Origin of the sequence: Pseudomonas sp. DWP2-2, assembly GCF_049897065.1 — a bacterium.
In the GTDB taxonomy this organism is placed as follows: Bacteria; Pseudomonadota; Gammaproteobacteria; order Pseudomonadales; family Pseudomonadaceae; genus Aquipseudomonas; species Aquipseudomonas paracarnis.
Genome location: NZ_JAFCVN010000020.1, coordinates 1 through 21461, shown reverse-complemented (window position 1 = coordinate 21461; position 21461 = coordinate 1). Strand labels below are relative to the sequence as shown.

The 21461-nt window shown below is 53.4% G+C and carries 19 protein-coding genes; 18 read left to right on the top strand and 1 reads right to left on the bottom strand.

Annotated elements, in window-relative coordinates:
* The first annotated feature begins 1 nt into the window (after position 1).
* The 10 genes from rplO (at position 2) to bfr (ending at position 7216) form a co-directional block, all read left to right on the top strand.
* Entirely contained in the window at positions 2–439 is a 438-nt protein-coding gene (gene rplO / locus ACP7CZ_RS26330; protein WP_003176407.1) for a 50S ribosomal protein L15, read from the top strand.
* Positions 440–1768 (top strand): preprotein translocase subunit SecY, encoded by a 1329-nt coding sequence (secY, locus tag ACP7CZ_RS26325; RefSeq protein ID WP_003194637.1) that lies wholly within the window; start codon positions 440–442, stop codon positions 1766–1768. It begins immediately after the preceding gene.
* 28 nt (positions 1769–1796) lie between these two features.
* A complete protein-coding gene (rpmJ, locus tag ACP7CZ_RS26320) occupies positions 1797–1913 on the top strand; it encodes a 50S ribosomal protein L36 (protein WP_002555468.1) in 117 nt (38 codons plus the stop codon).
* Between the two features lie 129 nt (positions 1914–2042).
* A complete protein-coding gene (gene rpsM / locus ACP7CZ_RS26315; RefSeq protein ID WP_003194635.1) occupies positions 2043–2399 on the top strand; it encodes a 30S ribosomal protein S13 in 357 nt (118 codons plus the stop codon).
* Between the two features lie 30 nt (positions 2400–2429).
* Positions 2430–2819: a 30S ribosomal protein S11 gene (gene rpsK, locus ACP7CZ_RS26310; protein WP_002555466.1), complete on the top strand. Its 390-nt coding sequence runs from the start codon at positions 2430–2432 to the stop codon at positions 2817–2819.
* A gap of 18 nt (positions 2820–2837) precedes the next feature.
* Positions 2838–3458, top strand: a complete 621-nt coding sequence (gene rpsD / locus ACP7CZ_RS26305; protein ID WP_003176404.1) for a 30S ribosomal protein S4 — start codon at positions 2838–2840, stop codon at positions 3456–3458.
* Positions 3459–3480: 22 nt separating this feature from the next.
* Entirely contained in the window at positions 3481–4482 is a 1002-nt protein-coding gene (locus ACP7CZ_RS26300; protein WP_003176403.1) for a DNA-directed RNA polymerase subunit alpha, read from the top strand.
* A 41-nt stretch (positions 4483–4523) separates the two neighbouring features.
* A complete protein-coding gene (gene rplQ / locus ACP7CZ_RS26295; RefSeq protein ID WP_003176402.1) occupies positions 4524–4910 on the top strand; it encodes a 50S ribosomal protein L17 in 387 nt (128 codons plus the stop codon).
* 237 nt (positions 4911–5147) lie between these two features.
* Positions 5148–6596: a catalase gene (locus tag ACP7CZ_RS26290; RefSeq protein WP_044269390.1), complete on the top strand. Its 1449-nt coding sequence runs from the start codon at positions 5148–5150 to the stop codon at positions 6594–6596.
* A gap of 155 nt (positions 6597–6751) precedes the next feature.
* On the top strand, positions 6752–7216 hold the full coding sequence (gene bfr, locus ACP7CZ_RS26285; protein WP_003176400.1) for a bacterioferritin: 465 nt from the start codon (positions 6752–6754) through the stop codon (positions 7214–7216).
* Between the two features lie 67 nt (positions 7217–7283).
* Here bfr and uvrA read toward each other — a convergent pair whose 3' ends face one another.
* Positions 7284–10118, bottom strand: a complete 2835-nt coding sequence (gene uvrA / locus ACP7CZ_RS26280; protein WP_054918198.1) for an excinuclease ABC subunit UvrA — start codon at positions 10116–10118, stop codon at positions 7284–7286.
* A gap of 178 nt (positions 10119–10296) precedes the next feature.
* Here uvrA and ACP7CZ_RS26275 point away from each other — a divergent pair, with 178 nt between their 5' ends.
* From ACP7CZ_RS26275 to ACP7CZ_RS26240, 8 genes are all read left to right on the top strand, one after another.
* Entirely contained in the window at positions 10297–11691 is a 1395-nt protein-coding gene (locus ACP7CZ_RS26275) for an MFS transporter (protein ID WP_014720149.1), read from the top strand.
* Between the two features lie 9 nt (positions 11692–11700).
* Complete coding sequence (locus ACP7CZ_RS26270; RefSeq protein ID WP_003232445.1) at positions 11701–12216, top strand: single-stranded DNA-binding protein; 516 nt, start codon at positions 11701–11703, stop codon at positions 12214–12216.
* A gap of 368 nt (positions 12217–12584) precedes the next feature.
* Positions 12585–13655, top strand: coding sequence for a site-specific integrase (locus tag ACP7CZ_RS26265; protein ID WP_294173744.1), 1071 nt, complete (start codon positions 12585–12587; stop codon positions 13653–13655).
* Between the two features lies 1 nt (position 13656).
* Entirely contained in the window at positions 13657–15231 is a 1575-nt protein-coding gene (locus ACP7CZ_RS26260; RefSeq protein WP_294363410.1) for a tyrosine-type recombinase/integrase, read from the top strand.
* Entirely contained in the window at positions 15228–17210 is a 1983-nt protein-coding gene (locus ACP7CZ_RS26255; protein WP_294173740.1) for an integrase, read from the top strand. The genes ACP7CZ_RS26260 and ACP7CZ_RS26255 overlap by 4 nt, the downstream gene beginning before the upstream one ends.
* Positions 17203–17694, top strand: a complete 492-nt coding sequence (locus ACP7CZ_RS26250; RefSeq protein WP_294173739.1) for a protein kinase — start codon at positions 17203–17205, stop codon at positions 17692–17694. The genes ACP7CZ_RS26255 and ACP7CZ_RS26250 overlap by 8 nt, the downstream gene beginning before the upstream one ends.
* A gap of 291 nt (positions 17695–17985) precedes the next feature.
* A complete protein-coding gene (locus tag ACP7CZ_RS26245) occupies positions 17986–19806 on the top strand; it encodes an ATP-dependent nuclease (RefSeq protein WP_294173737.1) in 1821 nt (606 codons plus the stop codon).
* A complete protein-coding gene (locus ACP7CZ_RS26240) occupies positions 19788–21371 on the top strand; it encodes a UvrD-helicase domain-containing protein (RefSeq protein WP_294173734.1) in 1584 nt (527 codons plus the stop codon). The genes ACP7CZ_RS26245 and ACP7CZ_RS26240 overlap by 19 nt, the downstream gene beginning before the upstream one ends.
* The last annotated feature ends 90 nt before the right edge of the window (positions 21372–21461 follow it).

Genomic DNA, 21461 nt, shown 5'->3' with positions numbered 1-21461 from the left:
GATGAAACTCAATGATCTGAGTCCAGCGCCGGGTTCCCGTCGCGAAAAGCATCGTCCGGGCCGTGGTATCGGTAGCGGTTTGGGTAAGACTGGTGGCCGTGGCCACAAAGGTCAAACCTCCCGTTCCGGTGGCACCATCGCTCCAGGCTTTGAAGGCGGTCAACAGCCGCTGCATCGTCGCCTGCCTAAGTTCGGTTTCGTATCCCTGAAAGCCATGGACCGCGCAGAAGTGCGTCTGTCCGAGCTGGCTAAAGTGGAAGGCGACATCGTTACTGTGCAGACCCTGAAAGATGCCAACGTGATCAACGTCAACGTACAGCGTGTGAAAATCATGCTGTCCGGTGAAGTGACTCGCGCTGTCACTATCGGCAAGGGAATCGGCGCCACCAAAGGTGCGCGTTCGGCTATCGAAGCAGCTGGCGGCAAGTTCGAGGAATAAATGGCTAAGCAAGGTGCTCTCTCAGCGCTCGGCAAAGGCGGTATGTCTGAACTTTGGGCTCGTCTGCGTTTTCTGTTCCTGGCGATTATCGTCTACCGAATAGGCGCACACATCCCGGTTCCAGGTATCAACCCGGACCGACTCGCAGACCTGTTTCGACAGAATGAGGGGACCATTCTTAGCTTGTTCAACATGTTTTCCGGCGGCGCGCTGGAGCGGATGAGCATCTTTGCACTGGGGATCATGCCGTATATCTCGGCATCGATCATCATGCAGCTGATGACAGCCGTCAGCCCGCAGCTGGAGCAGTTGAAGAAGGAAGGTGAAGCTGGCCGTCGCAAGATTAGCCAGTACACCCGCTACGGCACTGTCGTCCTCGCCCTGGTTCAAGCTATCGGCATGTCCGTTGGCCTGGCAGGGCAGGGCGTTGCGTTCACTGGTGACTTTGGCTTCCATTTCGTCGCGGTATCCACGTTTGTGGCTGGTGCGATGTTCATGATGTGGCTGGGTGAGCAGATTACTGAGCGTGGTGTTGGTAACGGTATCTCGATGTTGATTTTCGCAGGTATCGTCGCCGGTCTTCCGAGAGCAATCGGGCAGTCTTTCGAGTCTGCGCGTCAGGGTGATATCAATATCTTCGCCTTGGTTGCCATCGGTTTGCTGGCAGTAGCGATTATCGGTTTTGTGGTGTTCATTGAGCGTGGCCAGCGTCGTATTGCTGTTCACTACGCCAAGCGTCAGCAGGGCCGTAAGGTCTTTGCTGCGCAGACCAGCCACTTGCCGCTGAAAGTGAATATGGCCGGTGTTATTCCGGCAATTTTCGCGAGCAGCATCTTGCTGTTTCCGGCTTCGTTGGGTACCTGGTTTGGTCAGTCTGAAAATATGGGCTGGCTGCAGGACCTCTCTCAGTCGATCGCTCCTGGTCAGCCGTTGAATATTCTGCTGTTTAGTGCAGGGATTATTTTCTTCTGCTTCTTCTATACGGCGTTGATGTTCAATCCGAAAGACGTAGCGGAAAACCTGAAGAAGTCCGGTGCCTTTATTCCGGGTATCCGTCCAGGTGAGCAGTCGGCACGCTACATTGATGGCGTTCTGACCCGTTTGACCCTGTTCGGTGCTCTATATATGACGGCCGTGTGCTTGTTGCCCCAGTTCCTGGTGGTTGCAGCAAACGTTCCGTTCTACCTTGGCGGGACCTCGTTGCTGATCGTGGTCGTGGTTGTGATGGACTTCATGTCCCAAGTACAATCGCACCTCGTTTCGCACCAGTACGAATCCCTGATGAAGAAAGCCAACCTGAAGGGCTACGGCAGCGGCATGTTGCGCTGAGTACCCCATAAGGTTCGAGGAGTTGGTGATGAAAGTTCGTGCATCGGTGAAAAAGCTGTGCCGTAACTGCAAGATTATTCGCCGCGAAGGTGTTGTTCGAGTAATTTGCAGCGCGGAACCGCGTCACAAACAGCGCCAAGGCTGAGTGTGATCCGCTTGAAGCCCGGCAGCTAGTGCGCTGCCGGGTTGATTATTTGTTATTACAGCGATATTATCTCGCGCCCTATTTCTTGGCTTCCGGGGCGTAGGTAGCTGTCAATTGGAGTCCCACTGAATGGCCCGTATTGCAGGCGTTAACATTCCAGATAACAAGCACACTGTTATCTCGCTGACCTACATCTATGGTGTTGGTCGCACTACTGCGCAGAAAATTTGCGCAGTTGCTGGGGTAAACCCAGCCGCTAAGATCAAGGATCTGAGCGACGAGCAGATTGAACAGCTGCGTGGCGAAGTGGCGAAGTTCACCACTGAAGGTGACCTGCGTCGCGAAATCAACATGAAAATCAAGCGTTTGATGGACCTCGGTTGCTATCGCGGTCTGCGTCATCGTCGTGGTCTTCCAGTACGCGGTCAGCGTACCAAGACTAACGCGCGTACCCGTAAAGGTCCGCGTAAGCCGATCCGCAAGTAATCGCCCCAGCGAATCGACAGGAAAATTATCATGGCAAAACCTGCTGCTCGTCCTCGTAAAAAAGTTAAAAAGACAGTGGTTGATGGCATCGCCCACATCCATGCATCTTTTAACAACACCATCGTGACCATCACCGACCGTCAAGGTAACGCGCTTTCTTGGGCTACCTCCGGTGGTTCGGGTTTCCGCGGTTCCCGCAAGTCCACCCCGTTTGCTGCTCAAGTAGCTGCTGAACGTGCTGGTCAAGCTGCGCTGGAATATGGCCTGAAAAACCTCGACGTTAACGTCAAAGGTCCAGGTCCAGGTCGTGAGTCTGCTGTCCGTGCTTTGAACGGCTGTGGCTATAAGATCGCCAGCATCACCGACGTGACGCCAATCCCGCACAACGGGTGCCGTCCGCCGAAGAAGCGCCGCGTGTAATCCAGGAGATTGTAAAGAATGGCTCGTTACATTGGTCCAAAATGCAAACTCGCTCGTCGCGAAGGCACCGATCTCTTCCTGAAGAGCGGCGTGCGCGCGATCGAATCGAAGTGCAACATTGAAGCAGCACCTGGTATCCACGGCCAACGCCGCGGTCGCCAGTCCGACTACGGCACCCAACTGCGTGAAAAGCAGAAGGTCCGTCGTATCTACGGCGTTCTCGAGCGTCAGTTCAGCGGCTACTACAAAGAAGCTGCTGGCAAGAAAGGTGCAACCGGTGAAAACCTGCTGCAACTGCTCGAATGCCGTCTGGACAACGTTGTATACCGTATGGGCTTTGGTTCGACTCGTGCCGAATCCCGTCAGCTGGTATCGCACAAGTCGATCAGCGTTAACGGTCAGACCGTAAACGTTCCGTCCTACCAGGTTCGTGCTGGTGACGTGGTCGCAGTTCGCGAGAAAGCAAAAAACCAACTTCGCATTGTCCAAGCTCTCGATCTGTGTGCCCAACGTGGCCGCGTAGAATGGGTAGAAGTAGACACTGAGAAGAAGTCGGGCGTTTTCAAGAACGTTCCTGCTCGCAGTGATCTGTCCGCCGACATCAACGAAAGCCTGATTGTCGAGCTCTACTCCAAGTAAGGGCTAGAAAATAGGTGCATCCATGCAGATTTCGGTAAATGAGTTCCTGACACCCCGCCACATTGATGTGCAGGTTGTCAGTCCAACCCGCGCCAAAATTACTCTCGAGCCTCTCGAGCGTGGTTTTGGCCACACCCTGGGCAACGCGCTGCGCCGCATCCTGTTGTCCTCAATGCCCGGCTGTGCAGTAGTCGAGGCCGAGATTGACGGTGTGCTCCACGAGTACAGCGCCATCGAAGGTGTACAGGAAGACGTAATTGAAATCCTGTTGAACCTTAAAGGTCTGGCTATCAAGCTGCACGGCCGTGACGAAGTTACGCTGACCTTGTCGAAGAAGGGTTCGGGGGTGGTTACCGCTGCCGATATTCAGCTGGATCATGATGTCGAGATCGTTAACCCCGATCACGTAATCGCTAACCTGGCGTCTAACGGCGCCCTGAACATGAAGCTCACTGTAGCTCGTGGTCGTGGTTATGAACCGGCCGACTCGCGTCAGAGCGATGAAGACGAAAGCCGCAGCATTGGTCGCTTGCAGCTTGACTCTTCGTTCAGCCCGGTTCGCCGTATCGCATACGTGGTGGAAAACGCCCGTGTCGAGCAGCGTACTAACCTGGACAAGCTGGTTATTGATCTGGAAACCAACGGTACCCTGGATCCTGAAGAGGCTATCCGCCGCGCTGCAACCATTCTGCAACAGCAGTTGGCTGCGTTCGTCGACCTCAAAGGTGACAGCGAACCAGTGGTAATCGAGCAGGAAGACGAGATCGATCCGATCCTGCTTCGCCCGGTTGACGATCTGGAACTGACTGTACGTTCGGCTAACTGCCTTAAGGCGGAAAACATTTACTACATCGGTGACCTGATCCAGCGCACCGAAGTAGAACTGTTGAAGACTCCGAACCTGGGCAAGAAATCCTTGACTGAAATCAAGGACGTTCTGGCCTCCCGCGGTCTGTCCCTCGGCATGCGCCTCGACAACTGGCCGCCTGCAAGTCTTAAGAAGGACGACAAGGCGACTGCCTGATCGTCGTAATCACCGAACGTGAGTTTGGTAAGGAATGAACCATGCGTCATCGTAAAAGTGGTCGTCACCTGAGCCGTACCAGCTCGCACCGCAAGGCCATGTTCCAAAACATGGCGGTGTCGCTGTTCGAGCACGAGCTGATCAAAACTACACTGCCGAAAGCTAAAGAACTGCGTCGCGTTGCTGAGCCGCTGATCACTTTGGCCAAGACAGACAGCCTGGCTAACCGCCGTCTGGCTTTCGACCGTACTCGTTCGAAAGCTATCGTTGGTAAGCTCTTCAACGACCTGGGCAAGCGTTACGCTACCCGTGAGGGCGGCTACCTGCGCATCCTCAAGTGCGGTTTCCGCGCTGGCGACAACGCGCCTATGGCGTACGTCGAGTTGGTTGATCGTGCTACTGCCGGCGAAGCTGTAAGCGCCGAGTAATACGACAAGCTGCAACGAAAAACCGGGCCTAGTGCCCGGTTTTTTGTGCGCGTAACAAAAGCGCGTTACGTACAAGAATCTTCAGGCGGCACGCTTCACTATGAGCGTCGGGCATGTTGGTAGTTATTTTCTATTGAAGCCTACAATTTAATGAATTTGTAGGTGTCATGTGGATGGTCAATACTCCCTCCAAGCCGATTAGCCGGCAGTTTCAAGCCCGACCTGAGGAAGATGCGCATGAGCCAGAATAAAGTCCTTACCACCGCCAGCGGCGCGCCCGTTGCGGACAATCAGAACTCACGTTCCGCCGGCCCTCGTGGCCCCTTGCTGCTCGACGATTTTCACCTGATCGAGAAGCTCGCTCACTTCAACCGTGAAAACATCCCTGAGCGTCGCGTGCACGCCAAAGGTTCGGGTGCCTTCGGTACCTTCACGGTGACAAAAGACATTACCCAATACACCAGCGCCAAATTGTTCGAGTCCGTTGGCAAGCAGACCCCTACGTTCTTGCGTTTCTCCACGGTGGGTGGGGAGCGCGGTTCGGCCGACACTGAGCGCGATCCACGTGGTTTCGCCTTGAAGTTCTACACCGAGGAAGGTAACTGGGACATCGTCGGTAACAACACCCCTGTGTTCTTTATCCGTGATCCGCTGAAGTTCCCGGACTTTATCCACACCCAGAAACGCCTGCCGCAGAGCAACCTGAAAAGCGCGCAGATGATGTGGGACTTCTGGTCGCACTCACCAGAGGCGCTGCATCAGGTCACCATTCTGTTTTCGGACCGTGGCATCCCGGACGGCTATCGCCACATGCATGGTTTCGGCAGCCACACTTACAGTCTGATCAATGCCCAGGGCGAGCGTCATTGGGTGAAGTGGCACTACAAGACCAAGCAAGGCATCAAGAACCTGGCGCCGGCCGAGGCTGCCCGCTTGGCGGGTACCGATCCTGACTACGCCCAGCGCGATCTGTTTGGTGCAATCGAGCGCGGTGACTTCCCCAAATGGCGCGTGTGCATCCAGATCATGACCGAGGCACAGGCGAATGCCCATTACGAGAACCCGTTTGATGTGACCAAGACCTGGTCGCAAAAAGAGTTCCCGTTGATTGAAGTGGGTGAGCTGGAGCTCAACCGTAATCCGCAAAACTACTTCGCAGAAGTTGAGCAGGCTGCATTTGGCCCAAGCAACATGGTCCCAGGCGTTGGCCTGTCCCCAGACCGTATGCTCCAAGGTAGGGTGTTCGCCTACGCAGATGCTCACCGCTACCGTGTCGGCACTAACCACCAGCAACTGCCGGTGAACGCGCCACGTAGCCCGGTTAACAGCTACCAGCGTGACGGTTCCATGGCTTTCGGCAGCAATGGTGGGGCGGCTCCGAACTACGAGCCAAACAGCTATGCCGACGCACCAAAACAAGCCCCGCAATATGCAGAGCCAGCACTGGCCCTGAGCGGTGCCGCCGATCGTTACGATCACCGCGAAGATACGGACTACTACAGCCACGCCGGTGCGCTGTTCCGTCTGATGAATGATGAGCAAAAAGCGTTGCTCACCAATAACATCGCGGGCGCAATGGCTGGGGTTTCCAGCGATGTGGTCCAGCGTCAACTGCAGCACTTCTATAAGGCCGACCCGGCTTATGGAGAAGCAATTGCAAAGGCATTGGGTGTATCGCTTAACTGACTCTAAACGATAAGCAGAACCGCCCTCATTTGGGCGGTTTTTGCGTTATTTCAGCTACTTTTCTCCGGAAATCTTCACTTTTCTGCCGTTTGTCCCGTGACCTTCAAGTCAGCATGGTTCAAACTACAGTCTTTCAAGCAGGGAGATGTAGGGCGATGCAAGGTCACCCCGACGTAATCGATTACCTCAACACGTTGCTGACGGGCGAACTGGCAGCTCGTGACCAATATTTCATCCATTCGCGTATGTACGAAGACTGGGGCTTTACCGAGCTCTATGAGCGTATCAACCACGAAATGGAAGAAGAGGCACAGCACGCTGACGCCCTGATGCGCCGCATTCTGATGCTCGAAGGCACGCCGCGTATGCGTCCTGATGATCTGGACGTGGGTACCACAGTGCCTGACATGCTCGCTGCCGATCTTCGCCTTGAGTACAAGGTCCGTGCCGCACTCTGCAAGGGCATTGAGCTTTGCGAACAGCACAACGACTATGTCACCCGGGAAATATTGCGGGTGCAGTTGAATGACACCGAAGAAGATCACACCTACTGGCTGGAAAAGCAGTTGGGCCTGATCAAGTTGATCGGCCTGGAAAATTACCTGCAATCGCAGTTCTGATTCCCGGCTATAAAAAAGCCCCCGTCACCGCAAAGTGGCAGGGGCTTTTTATTGGGCGATGAAAAAATCAGGCCCTGTCGCGTTCCAGCAACGGTTTCAAGTAGTAACCGGTGTGCGATTGAGGCATTTCGGAAACCTGCTCCGGAGTGCCCACTGCGATGATCTGGCCACCCTTAGAACCACCTTCTGGCCCCAGGTCTACCAGCCAGTCGGCAGTCTTGATCACATCAAGGTTGTGCTCGATCACCACCACGGTATTGCCGTGGTCCCGCAAGCGGTGCAGTACGTCCAGCAACTGCTGGATATCCGCGAAGTGCAGGCCAGTGGTCGGCTCATCGAGGATATACAAGGTTTTGCCGGTATCACGCTTGGACAGCTCGCGAGACAGCTTGACCCGCTGCGCCTCGCCACCCGACAGCGTGGTCGCTGACTGCCCCAGCTTGATGTACGACAGGCCCACATCCATCAGCGTCTGCAGCTTGCGCGCCAGCGCCGGCACTGCGTCGAAGAACTCGCGAGCTTCCTCGATCGTCATTTCCAAGGTCTCGTGGATGCTCTTGCCCTTGTACTTGATCTCCAGGGTCTCGCGGTTGTAGCGCTTGCTCTTGCACACATCGCACGGCACGTAGATGTCCGGCAGGAAGTGCATTTCCACCTTGATCAGGCCATCGCCCTGGCACGCTTCACAGCGGCCGCCCTTGACGTTGAACGAGAAGCGGCCCGGCCCATAACCCCGTGAGCGCGACTCTGGCACGCCAGCGAACAACTCACGGATAGGGGTAAACAGCCCGGTGTAGGTGGCTGGGTTGGAGCGAGGCGTACGCCCAATCGGGCTCTGGTCGATGTCGACCACCTTGTCCAGATGTTCCAGGCCCTTGATGCTGTCGTGAGCCGCCGCTTCCAGGGTGGTCGCGCCATTCAGGGCGGTGGCACTCAGTGGGAACAGGGTGTTGTTGATCAGCGTCGACTTGCCCGAACCGGAAACACCGGTCACGCAGGTCAGCAGGCCCAGCGGAATCTCCAGGTCGACATTGCGCAGGTTGTTCCCGCGCGCGCCCTTGAGATGCAGCGCCATCTTCTTGTTACGCGGCGTTCGCTTGGCGGGTACTTCAATCTTCACACGCCCCGACAAGTATTTGCCGGTCAGTGAATCAGGATGTGCCATCACCTCGGCAGGCGTGCCTTCAGCAACGATATGGCCACCATGCACGCCCGCGCCGGGGCCGATATCGACCACGTAGTCCGCCAGGCGGATAGCGTCTTCATCATGCTCCACCACGATCACGGTATTGCCGATATCGCGCAGGTGTTTCAGCGTGCCCAGCAGGCGGTCGTTATCTCGTTGGTGCAAGCCAATCGACGGCTCGTCGAGGATATACAGCACGCCCACAAGGCCCGCGCCGATCTGGCTGGCCAGGCGAATGCGCTGTGCCTCACCGCCAGACAGGGTATCGGCACTGCGGTCCAGCGACAGATAGTCCAGGCCCACGTTGACCAGGAACTGCAACCGCTCGCGAATCTCCTTGAGGATCTTGTCGGCAATTTCGCCACGACGACCGGTCAGCTTCAGCACGCCAAAGTATTCACAGGCATCGCCGATCGGCAGGTTGGTTACTGCAGGCAAGGTCTTCTCGCCCACCCATACATGCCGGGCTTCACGGCGCAGGCGCGTGCCACGGCAATCCGGGCATGGCTGTGTGCTGAGGAACTTCGCCAGCTCCTCGCGCACGCTCGCCGATTCGGTTTCGCGGTAACGGCGTTCCAGGTTCGGCACGATGCCTTCGAACGGGTGCGAGCGCTTGACGATATCACCGCGATCGTTCAGGTATTTGAAGTCGACATTCTGCGAACCGCTGCCATTTAGAATGACCTTCTGCTGGTCTGCCGGGAGTTGGTTGAACGGTACTTCCAGGCTGAACTTGTAGTGGGAGGCCAACGACCCAAGCATCTGGAAGTAGTAGACGTTACGTCTGTCCCATCCGCGTATCGCCCCCTCGGCCAGGGTCAGGTCACCATTGACCAGGCGCTTGATATCGAAAAACTGCTTCACACCCAGGCCGTCGCAAGTCGGGCAGGCGCCGGCCGGGTTGTTGAAGGAAAACAGCTTGGGTTCCAGCTCACTGATGGCATGGCCACAGATCGGGCACGCAAAGCGCGCGGAGAAGATGATCTCTTCGCCCGGCTCGTCATCCATCGGCGCTACCAGGGCAATGCCATCGGCCAGCTTCAGCGCGGTTTCGAACGATTCCGCCAAACGCTGCTGCAAGTCGGCACGCACCTTGAATCGGTCGACCACCACATCAATGGAGTGCTTTTTCTGCTTGTCCAGCTTCGGCGCTTCGTCCAGCTCATAGAGCTTGCCGTTGATGCGCGCACGTACAAAGCCCTGGGCACGCAGCTCTTCGAAGACCGACAGGTGTTCGCCCTTGCGCTCGCGAATGACAGGCGCCAGCAGCATCAGCTTGGCGCCTTCGGGCTGGGCCAGCACCAGGTCGACCATCTGGCTGACGGTCTGAGCTTCCAGGGGGATATCGTGGTCCGGGCAGCGGGGGATACCCACGCGTGCGTAGAGCAGGCGCAGGTAGTCGTAGATCTCGGTAATGGTACCCACGGTGGAGCGCGGGTTGTGGGACGTGGATTTCTGCTCGATGGAAATAGCCGGCGACAGGCCTTCAATGGTGTCGACATCGGGCTTTTCCATCATCGACAGGAACTGCCGGGCGTAGGCCGACAGGGATTCCACATAGCGGCGCTGACCTTCGGCATACAGCGTGTCGAACGCCAGGGACGATTTGCCGGAGCCGGACAAGCCGGTGATGACGATCAGTTTGTCCCGGGGCAGGGTCAGGTCGATGTTCTTCAGGTTGTGGGTTCTAGCCCCACGAATCAGGATCTTGTCCAAGATGGCCTCGCACGGCGGGCGTAAATGATGCCGGAGTATACGGCTAAAGACTGGATGAATATACACTGTCAAAACGCCGCCTGCAGCCTTACATGAAAGCTGCGCGGCAAAGCGCCGCATATACCCTCTCAATCGATGGGACTGGTAGAATCGCCGCCGGTTCACACGAGGTTTTTCCATGCACGATCCCCACAGCGAACGCATGAGTAGCGGCGAGACCCGAGCGGCAAGCGGGCTGGCCCTGGTGTTCGCCTTCCGTATGCTGGGCATGTTTATGGTGTTGCCAGTGCTGGCCACCTATGGGATGGATCTCGCAGGTGCGACCCCCGCCTTGATCGGCCTGGCGATTGGTGCCTATGGCCTGACCCAGGCGATTTTCCAGATCCCGTTCGGGATTATTTCCGACCGCATTGGCCGTCGCCCGGTGATCTATCTCGGGCTGATCGTATTCGCCCTTGGCAGTGTGCTAGCGGCCCAATCCGATTCGATCTGGGGCGTGATCGCCGGCCGCATCCTGCAGGGCGCCGGTGCGATTTCCGCCGCCGTGATGGCGCTGCTGTCGGACCTGACCCGCGAACAACACCGCACCAAGGCCATGGCGATGATCGGCATGACCATCGGCCTGTCGTTTGCCGTGGCCATGGTGGTCGGGCCCTTGCTCACGCGCGCGTTCGGCTTGCATGGGCTGTTCCTGGCCACGGGCGGCATGGCGTTGTTTGGCATCCTGATCGTTGCCTTTATGGTGCCGCGCTCCACCGGTACCCTGCAGCATCGTGAATCGGGCGTCGCACGCAAGGCGTTGCTTCCCACGCTCAAGCACCCGGACTTGCTGCGCCTGGATTTAGGTATCTTCGTATTACACGCCATGCTGATGTGCAGCTTCGTCGCCTTGCCCCTGGCCCTGGTGGAAAAAGCCGGCCTGCCCAAGGAACAGCACTGGTGGGTCTACCTCACTGCGCTGTTGATTTCGTTCTTCGCCATGATCCCGTTCATCATCTATGGCGAGAAGAAACGCAAAATGAAACGAGTTTTACTCGGCGCCGTCGCGACATTGATGCTCACTGAACTATTCTTCTGGCAGTTCGGCGACAGCCTGCGAGCATTGGTGATCGGTACGGTGGTGTTTTTCACCGCCTTCAACCTGCTCGAAGCGTCGTTGCCGTCATTGATCAGTAAAGTTTCACCGGCAGGCGGCAAGGGCACGGCCATGGGGGTGTATTCCACCAGCCAGTTCCTGGGTTCCGCGTTGGGCGGCATCATGGGCGGCTGGATGTTCCAGCATGGCGGTTTGTCGGTTGTGTTCCTCGGATGCGCCGGGCTGGCTGCACTTTGGCTGGTCTTTGCTGTTACCATGCGCGAACCTCCCTACGTCACCAGTCTGCGTTTGCCGCTATCGCCCGAAGCGATCCGCGAAGCCGGCCTGGTAGAGCGCCTGAAGGCTGTCGTAGGGGTAACGGATGCAGTCGTGGTCGCTGAAGAGGCGGCCATTTACATCAAATTGGACACCGAATTATTGGATCGCGCGACGCTCGAGCAACTGGTCAACCCAGTGCCAACAGCGCGCCCAGCCTAGGAGAACGTTATGGCCCGTGGGGTTAACAAAGTCATATTGGTCGGTACTTGCGGCCAGGATCCCGAAGTTCGCTACTTGCCTAACGGTAACGCCGTGACCAACCTGAGCCTGGCGACCAGCGAACAGTGGACCGACAAGCAGACCGGCCAGAAGGTCGAGAAGACCGAATGGCACCGCGTGTCGATGTTCGGCAAGGTTGCAGAGATCGCCGGTGAATACCTGCGCAAAGGTTCGCAGGTGTACATCGAAGGCAAACTGCAAACCCGCGAGTGGGAAAAAGACGGCATCAAGCGTTACACCACCGAAATCGTGGTCGACATGCAAGGCACCATGCAACTGCTGGGCGGCCGTCCACAGGGCGACCAACAGGGCCAGGGCGGCATGTCCAACTCGGCACCGCGCCCACAGCAGTCGCGTCCGCAGCCAAGCCAGCAGCCACAGCGTGAGTCGCGCCCAGCACCACAACAGGCTGCTCCGCAACCGGCTCCGGATTTCGACAGCTTTGATGACGATATCCCGTTCTGAACCTCATAAGGTCGGAATGTAAAGATCTTTAGCGGGGATAAATGCTGCAACGCCCCGTAAATTAAAGACTTTATAATAAATAAGATGGCCCCGCCTCTGTAAAGAGAGCGGGGCTTTTTCTTTACATCAAAAAAAGACATCAAAAAAGTAGACATAAGAGGAAAATGTAAAGTAAAAGGTTCTCATAAGGTGCGGTGTAAAGGTGGAGCATGAAGCTTGAGGTAATCCAACACCCTACGGGGGAGCGAATTCCAATTATTCTGGACGGTGAGGGCTTCCCAGTCCCGGCTCCGAATGAGTGGATTCTTTCGCGAAGGGACCTAAGTGGAAATACCCTTACTCGTAATGGGAGGGAGTTGCTCCTATTGATGGAATGGCTGGATGACTCCGGAATCGATTTGGAGTCTCGCCTTCGGTCGGACCGGATGTTCACCGAGGCCGAGCTGAATGGCGGCCTGATAGAAAGGCTGCGTCACTCAGTCAAGAAGGCAGTTCCGGGCAAAGCTCCTGTAGCACAAAACCTGACACGCATTGGGTCGGGAACCGAAAAGATTCCAGTGGGTGAAGAAACGTTTAACCAGCGCCTTCTTACGGTAAGAAATTTTTTGGTTTGGGCGTTTGGGGTCGAGTTGGGCCGCTTGAGTAGTCGAGACCCAATGTACGCTCGTATGACAATGCATCAACAGCATGTTGAACGTATCATAGATAAGGCTTTTATCGCATACGCTTCCCCAGTTTCATCATTAAGAAAGTCTTTTACACGTAAAGGACTTGAATTTTTCAATAGGGCGATACATTACAACTATCCCGCAGCTATCGGAGTTAATGAGTCAGTAAAATTCAGAAACTATATCTGCGCGATGATTATGCTCATGTATGGTCTGAGGATGGGCGAGCTTCTCAGTTTGAGAGTTCAGGATATTGTCTTCGGTAGCATTTCTGAATTGCGAGTTGTACGTCGCCCTGTCGATCCAGACGATCATAGGCAGCCTCCACCCAGAGTTAAGCGTCTCGCTAGACAGTTGCCTTTAGATAATGACGTGTTTGCGCGTGAACTATCTGAATATATTGAAATACACCGTGAAGCGATGATGGATAACGGAGATGTCGATGACCATGAATATTTGATTGTGAGCGATGAGGGTGAGCCGTTACATTTGAATACTCTGGGTCAATATTTTCGACAGCTTCGTATTGCATTTTGCGACAGTCTACCGCCAAACCTAACGTCAAAAATGCTACGTCACACATTCTCGATGTCTCTTGAAAGGCGGCTCCGGGAGGCGGGCTTTGATGAAGAGCACCGTCGTCAAACGTTGGCCGGGATACGTGGTGATAGCCGGCTTGAGTCACAGGACACTTATATCCGTGCGGGAATAGTCGAATCTGCAAATGAAGTGTTAAAACAATATCACGCTGACCTGATACCGGAATTTTGATATGAGTGCCGCTCTCGCTGTTCAAGAACTTTTTGAGGTCCATCAGTGGGAGTGGATTCCCGCTGAGGTAACTACAGCTGAAGGTTACGTCCTTTCCACAGTCGGCCCAGATTGGTATTTTCCGTATACTTTATCTTCCGGTAGTACAGGGCATTTCTCCAAGATCGTAAGCTTTCACGCAAAATTGGCGTTGCAATTATACTGTGTAGATCGCGTGAGAACCGTTTCTACACATGCGGGAATGGTTATGTTTCAAGACGTTTGGCAGGTAGTTTTGAGCCGTCCTGAAGCAGTTAGCATTTCCAACGTGGATTTTAAAAATTCGCTAATCAGTGTATTTCAAAACGCCCTCAAGACTGCCCGCTCTGAGCAGCAGCTTTGGCGCATGTATCGTCCTATCCGCTGGTACATCTGGTGCTCCGAAAACTATGCCGAGCTAGGCTTCTGTGAGGCGTATGCTCTAGAGCTTGATAGCATAATCCTACCGGGGAACCCCAAAGGCGAGGCTGTAAGAAACGAGCATGTTGATAAAGGCCCACTGAACAGGGGCTTGGAATTGCAACAGTTGATCAATGCGATGGAACGACCCACTGATCGCTCTCTGAAGCAGTTGCAAGAGCGGGCAGCGCTTGCACTTTTCATCGCTCATGGGCGAAATCCAGGCAATCTTTCTCTTTTGTTGGAGGAGGACCTAGTGAATCTCACACCTGAATCCGAGATTCCAACATGGGTTATAAATTATCCTCGGATCAAGAAAAGGCTAAAAAATCCTCGCGCAGATATGAAAGTTGTGCCGATTCCTACACAATATGCTGAATACATTCTTGAACTCATTGCAGCGGGCCAGTCGATAGACTGCTCGGCGCAAGTCGACGGTAAGAAGGTATCTCTACCTCGTCCAATGTTCATAAATATTTCGCAAAACACATCTGCACTCAATGCGGGGCGCCTTGATCAGTTGTTTCATTATGCTACATATAGTGTTACTGATCTCCTTAGGTCTTTTGTCCGCCGCCACCAAATTATGTCTCCTTTGACTCGGCGGTTGCTGATTATAAGTGCCAGAAGGTTGCGATACACACTCGCCACTAATCTCGTTTTGGATGGAGTAAGCAGGAGAGAGCTTGCCGAGCTTTTGGATCATTCGGATCTTCAGCATGTGGAGGTCTACTTCGAGCTTGCCGAGGGAATTGTTGAACATTTGGATAAAGCTCTTGTCGGTTTTTATGCGGAATTTTTAAAGTATTTTCGAGGGAGAGTTGTCCATCCTGGGGATGTAGTCAAAAACGAAGATGACCCCAGTAAGCTGATTCCGTGCATGGACGTCAATGAGGACATTGGTATCTGCGGCAAAGATAGTTTGTGTGGTCTATATCCACCTTACTCTTGCTACAAGTGCCCTAAATTTCAAGCTTACGCGGAGGCTGATCACCAAGCCGTCTACGAGTTTTTGTTCCAGCGAAGGACGCGAGTCTTGGAGGCAGGTAATTCGCGGATTGCAGTCCAGTTAGACGAAATTTTGTACGCGGTTAAACAGGTCGTATTGTTGTGTGAGTCGGAAGCCGAAAAAGCATGAAGCGAATTTCTAAAGTTACGCCATTCGTCTCTTCTTTGGAGACTGATAGAAAGCGAAATTTAGCCATGCTAGTGGCGCGTGCGAAACGTCTTTCAATGCTTGGCTTCGAGACGGTTGAGTGGGGGGCTGTCACATGGGTTATATCGGACGGTAAGCTTTCTGCCAGCCCAGGGAAAAGGAAGGGTGACGCCTCCATTAACTTTATGACCGCGCCGAAATTAGGAGGCGCCGCTCTCGAAGGGTCGTGGGCTGAGGCGGCTAAGTCGCTCATGTGCCTGCGGTTTCACAGAAAATCCTCTTCAATGTCCAGTCAGCGTAACTTTGTAACGGCGCTCGGCTATGTTGCCCATATTGCTGGGTCTACTGAGGTTTGGGAGCTTAAGCGTGAGGTGTTAGATAGGGCTTGTGCCTTGATTGCTTCACACTATTCTGAAACCTCGGCTTATAACCTTTACAAGGCGTTGCACGAATTTACTGATTATTGCGATGCGAATTTTTTGTGCAATGTGAGCCTTCGATATCGCTATCACGCATTCAGCCGACCAAGTGCTGTCAATTCACGGGAACAGACGCGGCTGGACGATGCGCAAAATGAGACCACCAAAGCTGAAAAAATGGTTAGCCCCGAGGTTCTCCAAGCTCTAGGTGTTTTGTTTCTCGATGTGCCCAAGGATCATAATCTTCGTATTTATGTTGTGATGCTCACATTTCTGGCCTTCATGGGGCGCCGTTTTAGCGAGCTTGCAATGATGCCATTTCAATTGGTTGGGACGGTGGCCAATGGCGAGCGCTACATTTACACGTTTCCAGGTAAAGCTAAAAGCGGGGATGATCCAAGTGTTAAAAGACGCGTGTTTATTCCTACCAAAGCAGAAGAAGTTATTGAACAATGCGTCCAGGAGTTTTCAGATTTAAGTCAAAGTCCAAGGGAAACGGCCAAAGAAATGCGGAGATGTGAAGGTCCGGATCTGCGTTTTGTTCCTAAAGTTTCTGAGGATTATAGATTTTACAGTCTTGAATTAAGCGAGCTTGGGATTCCTAATTTAGTTGGGGCAAATGGATGGGCAAGGAAAAATGGACTGGCTTTTCCGGATTTCAATAAGCTCACTCTACAGGGTATAAGGCCAGCGAATCCGTCTCACTATGTCACTCGCTCGGGGATCGTTGCGTATTGCCAGTCTCTATACAATCCTAGACAGATTGAGTGGCTGATCAAGGATTCGGAGGGTATTACTTACTTTCCTGAGAATATTTTGCTTCTACGTTTTATGGGGTTGTCATCAGGTATGTATTCTCGCTCCATTGCGCAACCCATAAGTCATGCGATGTTGCAAAGATTTATAAAGGTGGACATTCATCCTTTGGTAGCGAAATTTGTTTCGTCTGATTTGCAGCTTAAGTTTACCAGTCATCAATTTAGACACACGCTAAATACTTTGTTGGATGAAGGTGGGCTATCTGAACTTATGCAAACTCGTTGGTTTAACCGCACAAACCCACGAGATACCAAGGCATATCAGCATTCCAGCCCGGCGAAGAAGGCGCTCATGTATCGTGAGATGATCAAACTTGGCGAGGTCGGAGGCCCAATTGCAGATACTTACCACCAACTCCCGGTTACGCAGAAAGACGCATTTCTAATAGCTAAGGTTAGAGCTATCCATGATCTGGGGCCAGGATTTTGTACGCACTCCTTCGCGCAGAGCCCTTGTCCAAAAGGTCTCGAATGCCAAGCGGAGTGCAACGAGTATTCTTGGGTAAAGACCAATGAAGATGGCCGGGCTGAAACCATTCGATTGTATAAAACCCACGTGGTGCAGGTTGAGGCTGCTGCTTCGAAATACTCATCAAAACGTAAGGGGGAAAGCGAACAGTGGCTAGTGCACGCGACAAAAAAGCTTGGCGTAATGGAAAGGCAGCTTCTTGACTATGGTGTGGATCCGCACCTTGTGAAAATGGAGGCATTGGCTAGTGAATAAGAATGGTGAAAGTCGTTCTCGACGTATGACTGACGGTGATATACGTCGAATAGTCAGAGACCTAGACCTTTGGGCATTGGGGGAAAAAAACGGGGAACTGTCTTGGGCCGCTGTGGAGGAAATGTCGGGATTTACACGTCAGGCTCTGAATGCACGCCCTGAGATCAAGGCAGCCTTTGGCGTTGCTAAGGAAGCGTTACGGACCGGTGGGGCTGGCAAAGCAAAGCAAGAGGCGCTCGGTGATAATGCGTTGTTGCTCAACGAGAACGCACACCTCAAGGCTGAGATCGCGGCGTACGCAGCGAGGGAAACGGCGTGGAAGGCACGCTGGCAAAGAATCGCGTTCAACCTTAGGTTGAATAATCGTCAAGTCAGCCATATTGATCGGCCTGCACCCGATGGCGTGAAGTTGCCTTCTGAGCGCGAGACAGATTCAATTTTAAGACCATTTGACAAGGAGATACCCTCGTCCGGTCGGACGTAATCGGGGCCACGTTTTGCCCGATTAGCGGGATCAGTTTCATATCCTTCGCTTTCTGCGGACAAGATCCGAGCGTCCAAATGGCTCAGAGTTGTCTCCAAAGCCTGTTGCGCTTCATCCAGTCCGCTCATCGGAAAAAATCGTGTTCATCAATCCAAAGTATTCCGCTGCGATCTTTGGGATTTCCTGTAGCTGCGCCATGATTGAATGAGCTAGCCAAAATGAATGGGGTGACCATAGAATCATTTTGATGCCATGATCAAAAGATCATTGGGTTTGTGCTGAAGGAACAGTATGAAAGTCGTCAGACTCACCATTCAAAATTTTCGTGGCATCCGGCTCGCGAACCTAATTTTTGATGGCCATACCCTTATGGTCGGAACCAACAACGTTGGCAAGAGTACGATTTGCGAAGCTTTGGATCTTGTATTAGGCCCTGACAGATTAAATCGCTTTCCGCCCATAGATGAGTTCGACTTTTACAACGGCATTTATTTATTCCCTCCCATAGCGGAGGGGGACGAGCCGCAACCGGTACAGCTGCGCATTGAAGCGGTTGTGATTGAGCTTAACGGCGAGGTTGGCAACAAATGCGGCGGCAACATCGAGTTTTGGCACCTGGTTGAAAATCGAATTCTCGGTCCAGGAGAGATCGAGGCAGCGAATCCCCCCGAGGTAGTCCCGTGTTTGCGAATTGAAACGGTGGGTAAATACGACGCTGAAGAGGATGAGTTTGTCGCTAAAAGCTATTTTTCGCACAGCCCAGATGCCCCACTTGGAGAGCTGACGTCAGTTCCCAAGGCGATCAAACGCCAGTTTGGATTTCTTTATCTCAGAACCCTCAGGACAGGTTCGCGAGCGCTCAGTCTTGAACGTGGATCGATGCTAGACATCATCTTGCGCACAAAAGGGGTAAGGACAAGCTTGTGGGAAAAGACCATCTCCCGTTTGAAAAATCTCGACATCGAAGCTGATGCCGCTGAAATTGCTCCAGTTCTTCGATCTGTAGAGAAGCGTCTTGCTCGATACATTGCGCTGGAGTCTAACGGCAATGCCACGAAGCTGCATGTGTCAGAACTGACCCGCGAGCATCTACGCAAAACCATGACCTTTTTCCTGGCGTTAGCGCCTGATCAGGGGCACGTGCCATTCGCTCACGCTGGCACCGGCACTATTAATACCCTGGTATTGGCACTGCTGTCGTTCATCGCAGACCTTAAGCCTGATACGGTTATCTTTGCTATGGAGGAGCCTGAAATTGCAGTCCCGCCCCATACTCAACGCCGCATCGCTGAGTATTTAACAACGAAGACGACACAGGCTTTTGTTACCTCACACTCACCATTTGTAATTGAAAAGTTTGAGCCAAGCAAAACGCTTCTCCTTGCTCGCGATGGAGGTATTGTCACTGCGAGAAAAGTGTCCGACGCTACTGGCCTGAAAGACAACGATTACAAGCGTTTTTCCCGTTCCGGACTTTCAGAATGCATGCTTGGTAGAGCGGCGATAGTTGTCGAGGGGATCACTGAATTTCACGCATTGCCAATTGTTGCTCGCCGTATGGAGGAAAGCGACCCGACCCTCCAGCCGCTTGATATCGCAGGGGTGGCTTTCTTCGATGCAGACGGCGAATCGAACATGCCGAAATTCGGTAAGTTTTTTAAGACGTTGGGACTTCGCACATTCGGATTTTATGACTTCGACTACAAGCACATACGCAAAGCCGAGCAGGCGAAAGCACTCGCTGATAATTATGAAATCAACGTAGAGCATGCCTACAAAGGATTCGAAGGCCTACTTTCTACTGAGGTGCCTGCGGATCGCCTGTGGTCATTTCTGACCACGTTGAAGGCCAACAACGAGAATGGTAATGCCGCGATTCCTGACCAGCGTCCCAGCGACGAGATGGTAAGAGGTTTAGCAAGAGACGTTTTGGGAAGTAACAAGGGAGCTGGTTGGTCCGCTCGCCTCCTTGATGAATGTGCGATTCACGAGCTGCCGGAAACGGTAACTAAATTTTTAACTTCGATTTATGCGCTCTTTCCTTTGCCACCACCGATCAATGACGGTCCGGAGCAGGAGGTAGGGGACGATGCATGGCCGCCGAAGATATGAAAGACGCCTGCGGACTGCGCGATAGCGTATTAGCATGTGAGGGCCACATTCTTGTAATGGGCGGCCCAGGTAGCGGCAAGACAACGGTCGCCCTTCGAAAAGCCGTACAACGCATTAAGCGTGGCATGCAGCCAGGACAGTCGGTGCTGTTTCTCAGCTTTTCCCGCGCAGCAGTTGCTCGGATACTCGACGCCGCCAAGCTTGAATCCTCCAGCGAGGAGCGAGAGCAACTGTCCATCCAGACATTTCACTCATTTTTCTGGAGCATCTTGAAAGCACATGGTTATCTACTTGGTGTTCCATACAAGCTTTCAATTCTATTACCCCAGGATGAGAAAGCTATTTCTGGTGGAATCGATGAGCGAGATGAAGGTTGGGCTGACTGGCAGGCGGAGCGAGAACAACTCTTCCGAGTAGACGGTAGGGTTGCTTTCGATCTATTTGCGCAAAACGTTGTGAGGTTACTCAGTCTCAGTAAACATCTGCTGTCCTCCCTGGCAAGCCGGCACCCACTCATAATCGTGGATGAAGCCCAAGATACCGGGGATCAGGCTTGGCAGTGTATCGGGATGCTTGCTCCATATACGCAGATCTTATGCCTCGCAGATCTCGAACAGCAGATATTCGACTTCCTTCCGGGCGTTGGACCTGAACGCATCATCGCAATTCGAGACGTACTTCATCCCCATGAGGTTGATCTTGGGGCTCAAAATCACCGAAGTCCTGATTCTGAAATTCTAGCTTTTGGCAATGACATCCTAAGTGGCGAAGTGCGTGGTGCTTCCTACAAGGGGGTCTCGACGCTGTCTTACAGGCCTGAGAAGCCGCCTCCAAATTGGAACCATCTGCTGCGTCGCGCTCTGTCTCAGCTTTACGATGCTACTAAGGCGCAGACGGGCTCATTCCCAGAGTCCATAGCTATCTTGGTTTCTAACAATAGAAGCGCATTAAAAATGTCTAATGCGCTGAACGCGCTTGGCTCAAATGTGGGCAAGGTTATAAATCACAAGTTGCTTTTCGATGAAGCAGAATCGCTGTTGTCTGCACGGTTTGCTGCATTTTTATTGGAGCCGAAGAACCTGGAGCAAATGGAAACTCACGTCGCTACCGGTATGGAGCTAATCGCTGCCGCCCGCAGTGCGACGGGGCAAGCAAGAAAAGACGTAGCAAAATTGAAAGAACAGGCTCTGAAAATTAGGAGTGGAAAAGCGTTAAATATTAATATCGCAAGATCATTGCGAATCCTGATCTCCGACTTAAATCTTAGATTCACGGGTGATCCAGCTGCGGATTGGTTGGAGGTGAAACGTAGTCTTCGATCTACCAACCAAGCTGAACTCATCCGGGTTGCTTTACAGCTGGATTTTTTGGTGGCTTTCAGGCGCGGACATCGCATTGCTTCCGCATTTTCTTCAGAGTGGTTGCGCGATGGCGCTTACACAAATGCTCGTTTGGCACTTGATCAAGCGTTGGCGCAAGAACAGATACTGGATGGATCTGAGGATTCACCCTTCTTGCAAGTTATGAACATCCACAGTAACCGTCCGGCCAGCACCCTCTCCTGACAGCCCTCCAAATTGGCCAAGATAGTGGACACCATTTTTTAGTGGACACTATCTTGGATACAGTTGCCCCAGCCCGTCGAGCCGGTCGCC

What these genes read in the sequence shown, in the direction of transcription:
- rpsK (WP_002555466.1), top strand. Translation starts at nt 2,430, where the DNA reads ATGGCAAAACCTGCTGCTCGTCCTCGTAAAAAAGTTAAAAAGACAGTG.
- ACP7CZ_RS26290 (WP_044269390.1), top strand. Translation starts at nt 5,148, where the DNA reads ATGAGCCAGAATAAAGTCCTTACCACCGCCAGCGGCGCGCCCGTTGCG.
- ACP7CZ_RS26245 (WP_294173737.1), top strand. Translation starts at nt 17,986, where the DNA reads ATGAAAGTCGTCAGACTCACCATTCAAAATTTTCGTGGCATCCGGCTC.
- rplQ (WP_003176402.1), top strand. Translation starts at nt 4,524, where the DNA reads ATGCGTCATCGTAAAAGTGGTCGTCACCTGAGCCGTACCAGCTCGCAC.
- bfr (WP_003176400.1), top strand. Translation starts at nt 6,752, where the DNA reads ATGCAAGGTCACCCCGACGTAATCGATTACCTCAACACGTTGCTGACG.
- ACP7CZ_RS26275 (WP_014720149.1), top strand. Translation starts at nt 10,297, where the DNA reads ATGCACGATCCCCACAGCGAACGCATGAGTAGCGGCGAGACCCGAGCG.
- ACP7CZ_RS26255 (WP_294173740.1), top strand. Translation starts at nt 15,228, where the DNA reads ATGAAGCGAATTTCTAAAGTTACGCCATTCGTCTCTTCTTTGGAGACT.
- secY (WP_003194637.1), top strand. Translation starts at nt 440, where the DNA reads ATGGCTAAGCAAGGTGCTCTCTCAGCGCTCGGCAAAGGCGGTATGTCT.
- ACP7CZ_RS26270 (WP_003232445.1), top strand. Translation starts at nt 11,701, where the DNA reads ATGGCCCGTGGGGTTAACAAAGTCATATTGGTCGGTACTTGCGGCCAG.
- rpsM (WP_003194635.1), top strand. Translation starts at nt 2,043, where the DNA reads ATGGCCCGTATTGCAGGCGTTAACATTCCAGATAACAAGCACACTGTT.
- ACP7CZ_RS26260 (WP_294363410.1), top strand. Translation starts at nt 13,657, where the DNA reads ATGAGTGCCGCTCTCGCTGTTCAAGAACTTTTTGAGGTCCATCAGTGG.
- ACP7CZ_RS26300 (WP_003176403.1), top strand. Translation starts at nt 3,481, where the DNA reads ATGCAGATTTCGGTAAATGAGTTCCTGACACCCCGCCACATTGATGTG.
- rplO (WP_003176407.1), top strand. Translation starts at nt 2, where the DNA reads ATGAAACTCAATGATCTGAGTCCAGCGCCGGGTTCCCGTCGCGAAAAG.
- ACP7CZ_RS26265 (WP_294173744.1), top strand. Translation starts at nt 12,585, where the DNA reads ATGGAATGGCTGGATGACTCCGGAATCGATTTGGAGTCTCGCCTTCGG.
- ACP7CZ_RS26240 (WP_294173734.1), top strand. Translation starts at nt 19,788, where the DNA reads ATGGCCGCCGAAGATATGAAAGACGCCTGCGGACTGCGCGATAGCGTA.
- rpmJ (WP_002555468.1), top strand. Translation starts at nt 1,797, where the DNA reads ATGAAAGTTCGTGCATCGGTGAAAAAGCTGTGCCGTAACTGCAAGATT.
- rpsD (WP_003176404.1), top strand. Translation starts at nt 2,838, where the DNA reads ATGGCTCGTTACATTGGTCCAAAATGCAAACTCGCTCGTCGCGAAGGC.